This window comes from Pseudoalteromonas sp. CO342X, assembly GCF_004208915.1.
GTDB classification, from domain to species: Bacteria; Pseudomonadota; Gammaproteobacteria; order Enterobacterales; family Alteromonadaceae; genus Pseudoalteromonas; species Pseudoalteromonas maricaloris.
This window is the reverse complement of sequence record NZ_SGPH01000014.1, coordinates 20,307-35,132: the sequence shown is the minus strand read 5'-3', so window position 1 is coordinate 35,132 and position 14,826 is coordinate 20,307. Positions and strand designations below refer to the sequence as shown.

The 14,826-nt window shown below is 42.8% G+C and carries 13 protein-coding genes; 6 read left to right on the top strand and 7 right to left on the bottom strand.

The features are described from left to right. Nucleotides 1-251 precede the first annotated feature (251 nt). The 3 genes from EXT47_RS06220 to EXT47_RS06210 all read left to right on the top strand — a co-directional run bounded on the left by EXT47_RS06220 (nt 252) and on the right by EXT47_RS06210 (nt 4,494). A complete protein-coding gene (locus EXT47_RS06220) occupies nt 252-2,153 on the top strand; it encodes a methyl-accepting chemotaxis protein (RefSeq protein ID WP_039497349.1) in 1,902 nt (633 codons plus the stop codon). Between the two features lie 197 nt (nt 2,154-2,350). Continuing rightward, the gene (locus EXT47_RS06215) at nt 2,351-3,550 is read left to right on the top strand and encodes a tetratricopeptide repeat protein (RefSeq protein WP_130126129.1); all 1,200 of its coding nucleotides are present in this window, start codon (nt 2,351-2,353) and stop codon (nt 3,548-3,550) included. Nucleotides 3,551-3,558: 8 nt separating this feature from the next. Beyond that, nucleotides 3,559-4,494: a M20/M25/M40 family metallo-hydrolase gene (locus tag EXT47_RS06210; protein WP_130126128.1), complete on the top strand. Its 936-nt coding sequence runs from the start codon at nt 3,559-3,561 to the stop codon at nt 4,492-4,494. On the opposite strand, the gene EXT47_RS06205 is transcribed toward EXT47_RS06210, so the two are convergent. After that, nucleotides 4,422-4,754, bottom strand: coding sequence for a GIY-YIG nuclease family protein (locus EXT47_RS06205; protein ID WP_130126169.1), 333 nt, complete (start codon nt 4,752-4,754; stop codon nt 4,422-4,424). The genes EXT47_RS06210 and EXT47_RS06205 overlap by 73 nt on opposite strands. A gap of 181 nt (nt 4,755-4,935) precedes the next feature. Between EXT47_RS06205 and EXT47_RS06200 the strand changes: the two genes are divergently transcribed. Next, nucleotides 4,936-5,295, top strand: coding sequence for an outer membrane protein assembly factor BamE (locus EXT47_RS06200; RefSeq protein ID WP_010373815.1), 360 nt, complete (start codon nt 4,936-4,938; stop codon nt 5,293-5,295). 258 nt (nt 5,296-5,553) lie between these two features. On the opposite strand, the gene EXT47_RS06195 is transcribed toward EXT47_RS06200, so the two are convergent. Both EXT47_RS06195 and EXT47_RS06190 read right to left on the bottom strand, forming a co-directional pair. After that, the gene (locus EXT47_RS06195; RefSeq protein ID WP_052258375.1) at nt 5,554-5,889 is read right to left on the bottom strand and encodes an RnfH family protein; all 336 of its coding nucleotides are present in this window, start codon (nt 5,887-5,889) and stop codon (nt 5,554-5,556) included. After that, nucleotides 5,889-6,323 carry a type II toxin-antitoxin system RatA family toxin gene (locus EXT47_RS06190; protein ID WP_017215972.1) on the bottom strand — a complete coding sequence of 145 codons (435 nt, stop codon included), beginning with the start codon at nt 6,321-6,323 and terminating at the stop codon, nt 5,889-5,891. The genes EXT47_RS06195 and EXT47_RS06190 overlap by 1 nt, the downstream gene beginning before the upstream one ends. 141 nt (nt 6,324-6,464) lie before the next feature. Here EXT47_RS06190 and smpB point away from each other — a divergent pair, with 141 nt between their 5' ends. Next, nucleotides 6,465-6,947, top strand: a complete 483-nt coding sequence (gene smpB, locus EXT47_RS06185; RefSeq protein WP_010379116.1) for an SsrA-binding protein SmpB — start codon at nt 6,465-6,467, stop codon at nt 6,945-6,947. 82 nt (nt 6,948-7,029) lie between these two features. Here the strand turns inward: smpB and fabB are convergent, their stop codons facing one another. Then, nucleotides 7,030-8,244 carry a beta-ketoacyl-ACP synthase I gene (gene fabB / locus EXT47_RS06180; RefSeq protein ID WP_010379118.1) on the bottom strand — a complete coding sequence of 405 codons (1,215 nt, stop codon included), beginning with the start codon at nt 8,242-8,244 and terminating at the stop codon, nt 7,030-7,032. 176 nt (nt 8,245-8,420) lie between these two features. Here fabB and mnmC point away from each other — a divergent pair, with 176 nt between their 5' ends. After that, nucleotides 8,421-10,406 carry a bifunctional tRNA (5-methylaminomethyl-2-thiouridine)(34)-methyltransferase MnmD/FAD-dependent 5-carboxymethylaminomethyl-2-thiouridine(34) oxidoreductase MnmC gene (gene mnmC / locus EXT47_RS06175; RefSeq protein ID WP_130126127.1) on the top strand — a complete coding sequence of 662 codons (1,986 nt, stop codon included), beginning with the start codon at nt 8,421-8,423 and terminating at the stop codon, nt 10,404-10,406. A gap of 53 nt (nt 10,407-10,459) precedes the next feature. Here the strand turns inward: mnmC and EXT47_RS06170 are convergent, their stop codons facing one another. From EXT47_RS06170 to EXT47_RS06160, 3 genes are all read right to left on the bottom strand, one after another. Continuing rightward, nucleotides 10,460-10,915 (bottom strand): GNAT family N-acetyltransferase, encoded by a 456-nt coding sequence (locus tag EXT47_RS06170; protein ID WP_130126126.1) that lies wholly within the window; start codon nt 10,913-10,915, stop codon nt 10,460-10,462. Nucleotides 10,916-11,155: 240 nt separating this feature from the next. After that, nucleotides 11,156-12,547 (bottom strand): pre-peptidase C-terminal domain-containing protein, encoded by a 1,392-nt coding sequence (locus EXT47_RS06165; RefSeq protein WP_130126125.1) that lies wholly within the window; start codon nt 12,545-12,547, stop codon nt 11,156-11,158. A 701-nt stretch (nt 12,548-13,248) separates the two neighbouring features. After that, nucleotides 13,249-14,730, bottom strand: a complete 1,482-nt coding sequence (locus EXT47_RS06160) for a DUF3612 domain-containing protein (protein WP_130126124.1) — start codon at nt 14,728-14,730, stop codon at nt 13,249-13,251. Nucleotides 14,731-14,826 lie beyond the last annotated feature (96 nt).

The window sequence follows — 14,826 nt, the reverse complement described above, 5'->3', positions numbered from 1 at the left end:
GTCAATAATATAGCAAACTAGTTCGCTTGTTAGTAACCAAGGCCACTTTCCACCCTGAGATTGTGGCCTTTTATCTCTATTTCTCAACATGACCACCCATTTAACTCAAATACAGTTAACACTAAATACTGAGATTAACTTTATTTTATAAACCAAAATTATTTTTTTGTGACTTGGATTGTTACTTGTTCCGAGCTGGTTATTTACTATGCTAGAATAATCGGTTCCACGGGATTACACACACTAATCGAATGCAAAACACAGGTTTAACAATTACTCAAAGAATTACCCTTTTGGGTAGTCTCATTGCGATTGCTGTCGCTTGTTTAATCGGGTTTACCTCGCTTTACAGCGCCAAAACGCTCATTAATGAACGCATGATGCAGTCTGAATTGCCAAGCAAGATAGAAAGTATCAATAAATCATTAAGCAAGCAGATAGACACGTTGAAAAATGCAGCCGAGCAGCTTTCAAGCAATTTATTAATCACCCAAAGTGCCAAGCAAAATACTTTGGACGAAAAACTTCTTGTCAACGAACTCAAGCGTATTGCGGCGCAGTATGACTTAGTTACGGCTTCTTGGGCTAACCGCGAAACCAATCAATATTGGAATCAAAACGGCTTTCTGCGAGTACTAAATAGAGAGCAGGATGGTTGGTTTTTCGGCTTTACCACTAGTGGCTCGCCATACTCTATTAGTATCTATCAAGAAGCACCGGGCGATGTAAAAATGTTTGTAAACCATCAACAGCTAAGCGGTGTTGGTTTAGCTGGACTTGCGAAAAGTATTGATGACATGCAGGCGATGCTTGCTAATATGAAAATCGAGCAAAGTGGCTTTGTTTTCGTCATTAATAGGCAAGGTACGGTGCAATTGCACCCAGATGCAAGCAAAGTCGCAAAGTCCTCGATTGAAGACTTTTACGGCCAGCACAGTCGCGACTTTACCTCCACAGGTGGATTTATCGTTAAAGAGTTGGAAGTGGATGGCGAAACCAATTTAGTTGCAGCGAGCCCAATTCCAAACACAGATTTGCTTGTTATTGCCCAAGTGCCAACCAGTGAAATCAATAGTGGGATCACTTCTTTGCAGTGGCAAATCATTGGTTTTTCGCTGGTGATTGCGCTAGTGGCGAGCTTTTTTAGTATGCTGCTGGCTAAAAACTTAAGCGCGCCACTTAAAAAGATGGCAGATTTATTTGAACAGCTTGGCAGCGGCGACGCAAAACTCAATTATCGTTTACCAGACTCAGCACAACCTGAACTTCATGCTTTGGCTGGCGGCTTCAACCAGTTTATGGCTAAGATCGAAGAAGCTATCCACATGGTTGCGGAAGAGAGCCGTTCAATTCGCGTGACGAGCGAAGCCGTGTTTAAACAGAGCCAGCAAAACTCTCAGTCTCTGGATGAACAAAAGTCTCAAACTATGTCTGTTGCCGCGGCAATCAATGAAATGGGTGCGACAGTACAAGAGATAGCGAGCAGCGCGACCAATACGGCAAAATTAACAGAAGAAAGTAAAGCGTCAACTAAGCGCAGCCGTCAAGGTGTGCAAGAAAGCCAAGAAACACTTCACTTACTTGCTGGTGACATCGAAAATATGGCAGGTCAAGTCGCTACATTGGCCGAAAAAACACAGTCCATTGCCAACATCGTTGATGTGATCAGAGGCATATCTGAGCAAACCAACTTGCTTGCACTCAATGCCGCGATTGAGTCTGCGCGTGCGGGTGAGCATGGCCGTGGGTTTGCCGTCGTTGCAGATGAGGTGAGAGCGCTTGCGAGCCGTACATCACAATCTACCGACGAGATCCAAGCAACGATATCTGAATTAACTCAGGTGTCTGGCGCTGTCGTAAACCAAATCCAACAATCCAGTGAACAAGCAGAGCAAAGTGTTCAAACAATGCAATCGTCAGTGGAGTTAATGTTGGAAATATCGGAAACCGCAAATCAAATAAATGACATGACCGCGCTTATCGCAACAGCGACAGAAGAGCAAAGTAATGTCGTCGCGGACGTCGGCCGCAACATCGAGCAAATTAGCGAAATAAGCGATGCCGTGATGAACGAGCAACTTGACACGGAACAATCAATTCAGCGTCTTGCTGCATCAGCAAAAGCGCTTGATGATCTCGTCGCGAGCTTTTAACCTCTGTTCAACTCTAAAATAAGCCTGCATGTTTCGTCTTGTAGGCTTACCCTTTCAAATTGTCTCTTTGTTACATGGTGTAACAATCACACCGCGCAAATTTTGCAATTATAGTCTAAATTCAATAATAGTAAGGGCCAAAGGTAAGCAATTAAGCCATAACTAAAAGTCAGCCGAATGCCCAATCTGGAGGTTGTATGAAGATAGTAATTCAGTTCTCTATTATTGTGCTTAGTGTTTTACTTAGTGCCTGTAATAGCACTCCCAAAGCGACGATAGACACGTCAATTCTTAATTCAAAGCATCAATTTAATATCCAGCCTGTAGAGTCATACTCAGAGGTATTTCAGCTAAACAATCAAATTAAAGCAAAACTCGCGCAATATTTTCATAACGACGAAATTGGCGTTAAACGCGCAAAAATGTTGATGGCGTTTTTGGTCAATAGTGGCGACGATTCAATGTCATATTTATCTGGTGCTAATCTCACTGCCAACCAAGCTTTTAGTAATATGAATGCCAATTGTCTTTCGCTTTCAATTTTAACCCATGCTATCGCGAGACAAGTGGGTTTGAGAACACAATTTCAACGTGTACACATACCCGAATATTGGGACGAGAGCCAAGGCTACAGCTTGCTCACTGGGCACGTAAATATAAAAATCTTTGAAGTGGATAATACCCAAGATTCTGTAAAGACACTGTATGTCAAACCCGCTTCCGTTACCGTAGACTTCGACCCTAATAGCAGAGCACAACATTTTAGTACATCGGCAATAGATACAAACACTATCTTATCCATGTTTTATAACAACAAAGGTGCCATGGAAATGATTAATGGCGACCTTGACATGGCCTACAGTTACTACAAAGCAGCGGTAGAGAGCGATCCCTATCACGATGGCGCATGGGGTAATCTTGGGATCCTATATCGCCTAACTCAACAGTACGACCTTGCTGAGCGCGCATATAACCAAGCACTTGCCATTAATCATGACAATCGAAACGCACTAGGCAATCTTGCAAAACTTTACCACCTCACAGAGCGTGACCACGAAGCAAAAGTGATCGAAGCCAATATTCACAACTTAAGAAAGAGCAATCCCTATTATATGCTAGTGTTGGGTAATGAAGCGTTTAAGCATGGAAATTTAAGTCGCGCTAAGCATTTTTATCAAAAAGCTTATCAACTCGACCATAGTATTCACGGCAGTTTCTTTGGATTAGCAAAAGTCGCATTTGAAGAAGGGAATAGAGAAAAAGCAGAGTATTACCTCAATAAAGCATACAAAGCATCTGTCTTCGAGCACGACAAAGCACGCTACGAAGGAAAATTAGCCTTATTGAGAGGTGTTGCAAGCAACCAGTTAAATTCCACAGACAACGATGAGAGATAATAATAAGAATGAAGAAGCTCCCTTTCCAACTACTCGGCATAATGCTGACCGCGATATGTACCACGAGTGCAGTGGCGCAGGCGCAACATCCAAGTATTGCTAAAATTGATAATATATTGGTACAGGATTTACAAACACTTACGAGCATTAGTCACCAAGGCCGTAAAAGTGGAGCCCAATCGCCTAACATCAGTGCACAATATATTTTTGCTGCTTTTGAGCAATTAGGTGGAAATCCGAGCTATCAGCACTTTACCTTTAGAGCCGGCATTTTTAGTAAAGACGCAGGTCACAACATCACAGCGACTTTGCCTTGCACCCAACCTCGTTGTGACAAGGCCATTGTTATCAGTGCGCATTACGACCATTTAGGAACCACAGGACAGAGACATTATCCAGGCGCCAATGATAATGCATCTGGCGTAGCTGCGATGTTACACATGGCTAGGCAACTCAGTAAAACAAATCGCGCTCGCGATATATTGTTTGTCGCAACCGATGCTGAAGAGCGCGGCTTACATGGTGCAAAATATTATGCCAAACACCTTACTCAGGAAGTTGAACTCAATATCAACCTCGATATGTTAGGGATAAATAACAACAACCGTTTATTTGCGTTGTTTTCACCGGGTTTTAAGGAATATAAAACTGAGCTCCAGAACAAGGCAAAATATCAAATCAAATTGACTATAGTATCGTCACAACGACAAATTGAGCGTTATACAAACAATCCAAGAATTGATTGGCACAAAGCAAGCGATCACTACGCCTTTTATCGCCAAGGGATACCCTATATTTATTTCGGTATGGGTGAAGACAAACATCATCACACTACAAGAGATACATTAGATAATATGGATTTAAATAAGTATCAGGCAGGGGTAAATCTCATCAATGACTTTATTTTGTCATTAACTCGCTCACCACTTGACTCTACTAGCTGAATTTTTTGTGCTTTTGTAAGCTGCTTAACATGCCACTCAAGTTTTGCAGCTTGGGACTTAGTGCCGACTCGATATTGGTATTTTAACGTTAAGGGCCCTTTACCTTTTAAATTTTTTGCCCCCTTCCCAGCCTGATGCTGCTCTATGCGTCGCTCTACATTGGTTGTTATTCCTGTGTACCAATGACCAAAGCGCGTTTCTAGGATATATAAGCTCCAAGTAGCTTGGTGATCCGTTTTATTGGGCTCGCTAAATAACATTTTTCCTAGCACTTCGTGGTTCTCCTCAAGATCTTATCAACAATTTGTGTTGCACATGATGACTATTGCAACTTATGTACGAACTTTTTACACTTAGTGCAGTCCAATTCCGCTAAGAGACTTTACCTTCTCTGTGCAATCGGTATCATGCAAACAACTGATAATAAGGATACACAATTTCATGCTGTCTAATAAAACCCTTTCTGTTTGGCTCAGTGCTGTAGTTATGACGGTTTTTATGTCTGGCTGTTCAAGCTGGATTTATCGCATCAACGTGCCACAAGGTAATTTCTTAGAGCAGTCAGATGTAGATAAGCTTCGCGTCCAAATGACCAGAGAGCAAGTGCTATATGTACTAGGTACACCACTTGCAAAAGACACTTTTAATAACAATGTCTGGCATTACCAATACGTATTTAATATTGACAGAGACTCTGAGGTCCGAAAGTCATTTAGCGTTTATTTCGAGAATGACAAATTAGTTCGCGTAAGCGGCGACTTCGAAGAGCCAGAAGAATTTAACACACCTTTAGACTCATAGAGTCAAAGGGCACACATTATTTCGTAGTCAAAGGGGAAAGGTATTTCCCCTTTTTTAATTAGCCTGAGGTTTGGATAAGGAATGAGCTAACTCATTGTTTTTAATACCACATTAAATTATACCCTTATCTAGCCAGAGAGTTTTAGGGATAACAAGGCGAATTTACGCACCAATAGTTGGCTATTGGAAGTGAATTCAACGCAGTTAGCGCTAAAACTGGCTGCTAGAAAGGCATTAACTATCCGAAGTTCAGGTTAATTATTCCTTATCTCCTAAAGAGACAGGTCGCCCACCGGTAACTTTGCTTGCACGACCTTCTTCTTTTGCTTTCTCCGCACGGCGCCTGCGCGCTTCTTTCGGGTCAGCAATTAACGGACGATAGATTTCGATTCTGTCACCATCACTGACTACTTGCTGTAATTTTACCGTTCGGTTCCAGATCCCGAGCGTCAAATCATTCGCATCTATCTCTGGGCATTTTTCTAAAATCCCTGACTGTAGTACTGCTTGCTCAACAGACGTCCCTTCAGGCACATCAACCGACAATGACGTCGCGCTGTCTGGCAATGCAAATACCACTTCAACCTTTATCATCATCTCGCTCCGTAAACAACTTTGGCTCGCTGGGTAAACGCAGACACCATATTCTTGGCCACTTCATTAAATAGCTTGCCAAACGCCATCTCAATTAATTTGCTCGCGAATTCAAACTCTAATTTTAAACTCACCTTACAAGCCTGTTCATCAAGCGCGGTAAATTCCCAATAACCATTTAAAGACTTAAATGGTCCATCTACTAGGCACATTTTTACTCGATTGCCGTCAAATTCATTTTTTGTGGTAAACCACTTTTTTAGGCCGGCTTTCGAAATTTCTAGACTCGCGGTCATCCCTTGATCATCATTGCTGATAACTTTTGCATCTGAGCAATGCGGTAGAAATGCGGGATAAGCGTCAACATCATTGACCAATTCAAACATTTCCTTGGTGCTATACATCACCAAAGCACTTTTTTCTATCTGTGGCATAGACACTCCAAATCTTAATACAAGGATTTTACCAAGGTTTTGCAGATTTATCTTGTTTGCAGCCACTGACTAAGTAAAAATACGTCACATTAATGAAAAAGCGCTGTCTTAAAACAGGATTTATAGGTAGACTAAGCCATTATGGCAAAGAAAAATTCAAGTAAATCAAATAGCAATACCATAGCGCTAAATAAAAAAGCGCGTCATGAGTATTCACTACATGAAAAGTTCGAAGCAGGTATCGAATTACAAGGCTGGGAAGTAAAAAGTATCCGCGCCGGTAAAGTCAATATCTCAGATACTTACATCCATATCAAAAACGGCGAAGCCTATTTGTTGGCCAGTCAAATTCAGCCGTTAAATAGTGCCTCTACACATGTGATATGCGATCCGCTTCGTTATCGTAAACTGCTACTAAATAAACGTGAAATCTCACGTCTTATCGGTGCAACCGAGCGTGATGGTTATTCTCTGATTGCCACAGCAATGTACTGGAAAAAGTGCTGGGTAAAACTCGAGTTCTATCTTGCAAAGGGTAAAAAGCAACATGATAAGCGTGCTGATATTAAAGACCGTGACTGGTCACGTGATAAAGAACGTTTGATGAAACACAATGTACGTTAATTTATTTTAATATACGAACAGAACGAAAAAAGCAGGCTTAGCCTGCTTTTTTGTGTTTGATATAAAGTTAAGTGTAAAGTGCTTAACCTTTGTACTTTTGCATCACAAGTGTTGCGTTTGTACCGCCAAAGCCAAAGCTGTTTGACATCACCGTATTAAGCGGCCCATCACGCCGCTCGGTTACAATGTCTAAACCTTGTGCTTGTTCGTCCAATTCATCAATGTTAATTGATGGTGCGATAAAGTCATTATCTAGCATCAGCAAAGAGTAAATCGCTTCATGCACGCCAGCCGCACCGAGTGCGTGGCCTGTCATTGCTTTGGTTGCACTAATAGCCGGAGAATTATCGCCAAACAATTCTTGAATAGCGCCTAACTCTTTCACGTCACCAACTGGTGTTGAAGTACCGTGCGTGTTTAGGTAGTCAATCGGTGCGTCAAGACCTTGCATCGCTTGCTTCATACAACGTACCGCGCCTTCTCCAGATGGTGCTACCATGTCGTAACCATCTGATGTCGCACCATAGCCAACGATTTCAGCATAAATGTGCGCGCCGCGAGCAAGTGCGTGTTCTAGCTCTTCAACTACCACAATACCGCCACCGCCAGAGATTACGAAACCATCACGATTTGCATCGTACGTACGTGATGCGCGCTCAGGCGTTTCATTGTACTTGGTTGACAACGCACCCATGGCATCGAATTCCATCGCCAATGTCCAGTGTAACTCTTCGCCACCACCAGCAAAAATAACGTCTTGTTTGCCTAGTTGAATTTGTTCAACTGCATTGCCAATACAGTGTGCTGATGTTGCACATGCAGAGCTGATTGAGTAGTTCACACCTTTAATTTTAAATGGTGTTGCCAAACACGCAGAAGTCGTGCTTGCCATGGTACGTGGAACCATATAAGGCCCTACACGTTTAACGCCTTTTTCGCGCAGAATATCAGCGGCTTCAACTTGGTACTTAGACGAACCACCACCAGAACCTACGATAAGGCCTGTGCGTTCGTTTGATACTTGCTCTTCTGATAGCCCTGAATCTTCAATTGCTTGTGCCATCGAGATATAAGAAAACGCTGCCGCGTCCCCCATAAAACGATGTGCCTTACGGTCAACGAGAGATTTTACGTCGATATCTATTTTACCAGACACTTGGCTACGTAGGTTGTAGTCTGCAAATTCTTGGTTAAAAGCAATACCGCTCTTACCTGCTTTTAATGACTCTAAAACTTCTTGCTTGTTGTTGCCGATGCTCGAAACAACACCGATCCCCGTAATAACGGCTCTTCTCATGGGTTTATTCCCTTCGATATTACAAATTATGCGTAGTATACGCTGAATTTTAGCGCCAAGTGGTCAGCTTTCCAGCGTACACATGTACTCTGAACCTAAATAACTAAAAATGCAACCAGACTATTGAGTCGAAAGACAGTAAAATAGTTCCCAAATAGTCGAACATAGAGTCTTTCATGATAAAAAACGCTCAAATACACTTCAACGATGCTGGTACCCCTGTTGCCGATAGTTTTGACGATGTCTATTTTTCCAACGATGATGGGTTAGCTGAGTCACATTACGTCTTTTATACTCAGAACCATATCGACGAGCGGTTACAAAATCATGGCAAAGACCGATTTGTCATCGCAGAAACTGGTTTTGGTACTGGATTAAACTTTCTCAACGCTTGGTATCACTTCAACCAGCGTAGCAAAGACGCATGCGTTAACCAACTTCACTTTGTCTCATTTGAGAAATATCCAATCCATATTGATGATTTAGTTAAAGCGCTACAAGCTTGGCCTACGCTTGCCCCGCTCGCCGAAAAACTTTGCCAACAATACCCGATGGCCCTTGAAGGATGCCATCGCCTAGAGTTTGACGATGGTCAAGTGACCTTAGATTTATGGTTTGGCGATATTCACGATAATTTACCACAGCTAAGTTTTGAACAAGCTGGATTTGTAGATGCGTGGTTTTTAGATGGCTTTGCGCCGAGTAAAAACCCAGATATGTGGCAACAAAGCCTATTTGATGCCATGGCCAATATGAGCCGAGATAACGCTACTTTAGCAACATTCACCGCCGCGGGTTTTGTCCGCAGGGGACTACAAGACGCCGGGTTTGATTGCAAAAAAGTCAAAGGGTTTGGTCGCAAACGCGAAATGGTGATTGGAACGCTGAATCGTGCTAATAAAAATTACAATACTCCAGCGTATTACAGCACCACACCGCGTAAGCTAGAGAGCATCGCTATTATTGGCGGCGGTATTGCCTCAAGTTGTTTGTTGTACCACCTTAGTAAACGTAATCTTGGCGCAACACTTTTTTGCCAAGACGACGCGTTAGCCAAAGGCGCTTCTCACAATCGTCAAGGCGCGCTATATCCAAACCTGCAAGCAGATCACACGCCCTCGAGCGAGCTATACGCCCACAGCTTTTTATATGCAAAACGTCTTTATCAGCATATTGCAAGTACAGGCTACCACTTTGCGCACGATTGGTGTGGCGTACTCTTGCAGTCCGTTAATGAGGCCAAACGAGCGCAGCATCAAAACCTAGCTGAAAAAGCAACTTGGCCGCATGATTTAATTCATGCCGTTGACGCCAAACAAGCTTCAGTTATAGCAAATACCACGCTGCCTTACGGTGGACTTTATATTCCTGAGGCTGGCTGGCTAAACCCTGCAGAGGTAACGCAAGCTGTGTTTGATGCAGCTCACGCATTAAAAGCAGTTTCGACTTATTTTAATACTGACATACAAAAGCTCGAAAAAACCGAGAGCGGCTGGTTATTACACGGTGAAGATAATACGTTTGGGCCGTTTTCAGATGTCTTTGTCTGTGGCGGTGAGCATTCTGACCGATTCGAGCAAACCAAACATATTCCTCTACACGGCGTTCGCGGTCAGGTCTCTCATATTGATGCTGGAGAAGAATCACAAAAACTCAATACCGTACTTTGCCATAAGGGGTACTTTACTCCCGCAATGAATGGACAACATTGTATGGGCGCGACATTTGAAAAAAATAGCAAAAGCCGAGAGGTAAAAGCCGAAGACAATGCAGTTAACCGTGCCCAGCTTGAACGCTTTTATAAAGATACGGATTTAGCCGCGAGTCTTGGCGAGATCACCTCAGCAAAAGCCGCAGTACGTAGCTGCTTTAACGATCATTTGCCTATGCTTGGTCAAGTCCAGCATAACGATGAGTTTTGCTCGGCGTTTGCCAATTTAAGAAAGGGAAAACACTACGGTTTTGGGAAGCCAGCACTACCCTATCAAGGAATTCATATTGTTACCGGCTTTGGCGCACGAGGACTGTGCAGCGCTCCACTTGCTACTGAGCACTTAGTTGCAACTCTACTTGGCGAAGCAAGACCTTTAAGCGAGCGTGTACATCAGGCAATCCACCCAGCCAGATTGCTCGTCAGAGATTTAATTAGAAGTAAAATTTAATAATGGCGAAGGCATAATACCCCTAGATATTATGCCTTCGCGAAATACACCCATTACACGGTAAAGATCTGTCTATTTACGACACCCCAATAGTCGTCTTGATATTGAGATTCGCAGTAGTCGATACCGTTTAACGTCAATGCGTTGCGCCAAAAATTGATCGCGTGATCTGCGCCTTGAATTTGCTTGACTTGCCAATGCCCTGGATACATTTGCCATATTTTGGACATAAATGAAGAACCGAGTTTACGTTTTCTCGCTGCAGGCACGATATAAAACTCACACACCTCAAAAGTATTTTGCACTTTCAAAATATTGATAAAACCAACCGGGCGGTCATTTTCATATGCCAAGTAGCCAAGGTGCTGCTCATCTATTGGCGTATCTATCTGAAATAAACCGTTACTATCTGGTAATTTTTCCGTCAACACTGAAAACTCAGCTTCATATGCTTGCACCAAATTAAAATAGACTTGTGTTAATGAACCCACTACTTGACGAATTTCCAAAATACCGACCTTTACTCACAATTAGTCGGCGTAACTTACAGCAGTAGTGCATAAAGTTAAACAGACAAAATTACTATTTCATCTGAACTTGGAATTAGAAATGAACTAACTAAAATGCATCGATCAAAAATATCATGCGACTCTAGCACGGTGCTTTTACTCCGGATATAAAACCCAATACCGGCAACGGCATTGGGTTGTGGTTAATATTAAGTCAGAAAAGTAATTGTATTTAGCTGCTTAATACGGGTTATTGGGTAAATAAAAGTTACTCAAGTTTCCGTTAATGGAGACCGCGAGTTCACCGCTACTATGTGTGTGGGTGTAGATGTTGTAACTCTGCCCCGGCAACACTTTAACTCGCAAAAAGTCTTGATATTGTACTGCTTGACCGCAAGCAAGTGCTGTTCTTTTAGTTTGTGCTGTTTCTTTGAGAATATAAACTTCAGCGCTGCCATCCACGATCCCTTCGCCTTCGCTATTGATGAAAATTGATGTTGCTTCACTCGCTGCAATATTAAAATAGTTACTACTGTGGCGAGCTAAAGATACGGCTGCACGTCCCATTCTGTCACGCTCAGCAAAGTGCGTGTCTGTTAGCGCATTGTCTAGCATAGGGATAGAAACAAACCGACTACTAAAATTCAGTGTTTCGTGACAAAAATCGGTTACTACTTCACTGGAGATAGCACCGAGCACACCATCAGGATCGTAAATACTGTCGGCCAGTAACGCCATTCCAGCTGATGTACCACCAACAACACCTCCCTTATCAAAAACGTGCTGCACCGCGCTTTGGACAGAGGTTCCTTGCCATTTATTTAGATAATCAGACTGATCGCCTCCAGCAAACCAGACAAACTCGGCACTGCGAATCGCCCAATCAACATAAGGGTCATTAGCCTTACTAACAGAATCAATAATTAACGTCTCAACTGAATCTGCCGCCATCAGACCAAGTAAGTAATCATTGTACGCGTCCGTGTCGGAAGTACGCAGTACCACCACATCAGCACCATTACCAATATGAGGAGCTACTCTTTGGCTAAAAGCATTATCAACATCGGTTCCTCCTCCCATTAAGAGCGTGGCACCGTTATCCGGTGTGAGCGTGTTGCACGTGTCTGAGCTATTTCCAGCAAGATAAGCCTTTAATGCCCCAGGTTTTGACGGACGAATACCGTAATTACACTCTCCAGTTGGCGGCGGAGGAGTTTCACCTTGGACAAAATTCACAATCAAATCATACCAACCAGAGCCACTATATCGGGTTAGCTTTATATAATAGGTACCTGCAGTCTCAGCATAAAAACTCCCCGTTTCTGGTATTTGACTCGTTTCCCTACTGACAACTGCTGAGCCTGTTTCTTGATATAAGAACCAGTCAAAATCATCACCAGAGCTATGGTCTAGCGAGATATCTATCGAACCTGGCGCCGCTACATCAAAAGTAAACCAGTCGATATCACCTCTGGATAACTCGCCGCTAATTGTCGTGTTATTACACACTCCACTATTGGCATTACCTTCGCTGTCGTTAGATTCAGTTTCAGTAGTTGAGCAAGCATAGCTATGGCTTGCAACAAGCATTAAAGCAGCTAGTGATACAAATAGAATGTTATTGTTTTTCATAGTATTTACCTGAATGATATATGTTTCTATGATCCGTACCGTTGCATTGCAAAGCTACGCTGCCGCACACGGTATTTGCACGAAGCGCCCACGGCAACTTATACACTGATGACGATGGCCAAAAGTGCAGAAGTAAGCCTTATACCAATTGAATTAATTCTCTAATCAATTTGAAGGGTGAAATAGCATATTAGCTTCGTTAAAAATTTCTCATTTAGAACAACTAAATAGCAAAATTTTTGCCTTGCCTATATGGATATAGTTACCTTAGCGGTAGCAGGACGCGAGAGCGGTGCTACTAAAGCTATTTCCCCGCTTCAAGATAGATCATTTACTTAATACAACTGGTATTATTAATTTGGTTTTTTGAAAAACCTAAACGCAATTAGCGTTAGGGTTTACATTCGCATTGATACGGAACGTGATAAAACCCGACCAACAAATTGTCGGTGGGAATAGAATTGAAATTCAGGTGAGGCTATTCGTCGAACCACTCACTCAAGTGGTAATTAACGGAACATTCATGCAGATCACTAGGGCGTTGTTTGTTGTAGATGAACATTTACGTCTCCTAGATGATAGTTAAAAGAATGAGTATTAAGCAGATGTAAACAACCCGCTTAAAAAATATGGCATGCAACGCCCACCTTTTCAACTTTTATTATCAAAAACTCAACAAAACAATCATCGAATGGCGTCAATTACGGACTCTCGACATAACAGCTCGGCTTTCTTGGACAGCTTTTTCCTCGAGTACAAATCACCCTAACAGAGCCCTCAAGCCCTCTTTCAATCCACTGGATATTTAAAATCTTGGCGACACGGAGTAATTGGGTTTTCATATGATAGGGCACCACACTCGCGCCACCATGGCTAATACAAGCTTGTTGCAACTCTCCAATCAAGGTGTCAGCATCAATTCCTTGTGCATTAATAGCAGGATTGAGATCAAGACCCGCACACAGCACCCTTGGACGATTCGCCACATCAACGATTTTTACTGACTCACAGCAATACAGACGCGGTTTACCATTGACGTTCAGGATCGAAAGCTGAGCACTGGCACTATTACTATCATCATGAAATTTACGAAATACGGCCCAGTGCTGACACGGATCGGCAACGCTACGCATATTACCCCAAGGTAAAGGAATACCATTGCCCCGATACACCGCCTTGAGTTTACCTGCTTGATAAGCATCAAAATAATGCCAATGTGGATAAGGTGAAACCGATGTCATTCTGCGCATTGCGACGGAAGCAGAAATACCAAGTTGCTCATGGACGCGCACATCGTAACCTCGGCTTTCGAGTAACTGCCGAAATGGTGTACGGGGACACAATAAGGCCCCTGCGAAGAAGCTCGATTCAAAATCCTGCCACGCGCTCAAAATATCTTGAGCATTAGGAGTATCATGATCGGGGTTATCGCTACTTTTACGACTTTCTCCAGTAGTGAGTACACATTCTAACCCTTCACTATTGTGAAGCACTGCATGGCCAATATGAACGGCTAAATCGTATTTCATTCTCGCGGGATGTGCGTACAACGCGCGATTTATAAACACCATGTTTGGCTCTTTGAAATAAGAAGTGATCATCCCCTCTCCGTCAGGCGAAGATTGCTCAAACCACTCCACTTTTCGACCTTTTGCTAGCAAAATTGCCATGAGGTCATCACAACTGAGATAGAGATTTTTACCTCCCACTTCATCGGCTGCTCGCTCTAAATCAGGAAAGTGGTTTTGATGGTGCTCTTGGTGGGCGCGGATCAAAAGGTGCGCAAACTGCCTACCACTGATCCCCGCTTGGGATAGCATTTCTGGGATCGCAATTTGTAATATCTCTTTGGCAAATAGAAAGTTGGGCTCTAAAGCCATCCCCACTATCCCACCGAAATTGCCTTTATCTGGCGCAATCTCCGGCGCTTCTGGTTGACTATCTAAAAACCACTCAACCGGCTTTTGAAATACAGTGGAGAAATTTTCGAGCATCGCTTCGCTTGGCGTACGCTGTCCTCTTTCAATCATTGATAGGTAGGAAACGGAGGGCGCGCTGGCTGGATCTTGCTTAACGCACCTAGCCGATAAGTCTTCTAAAGTCAGATGGTTACGCTTTCTTAGATTTCTTATTTTAGTACCCAAAAAGTGGGACTTTCTAATTAAGCTTGCAACTTTTGCCATGATTTCACACCCCATTTTTGTGAAATTCACACTGTGAAATTCTTTTTGTGAAATTATTTGAATATTTAACTTACACTCAAAATGTACACGAAACAA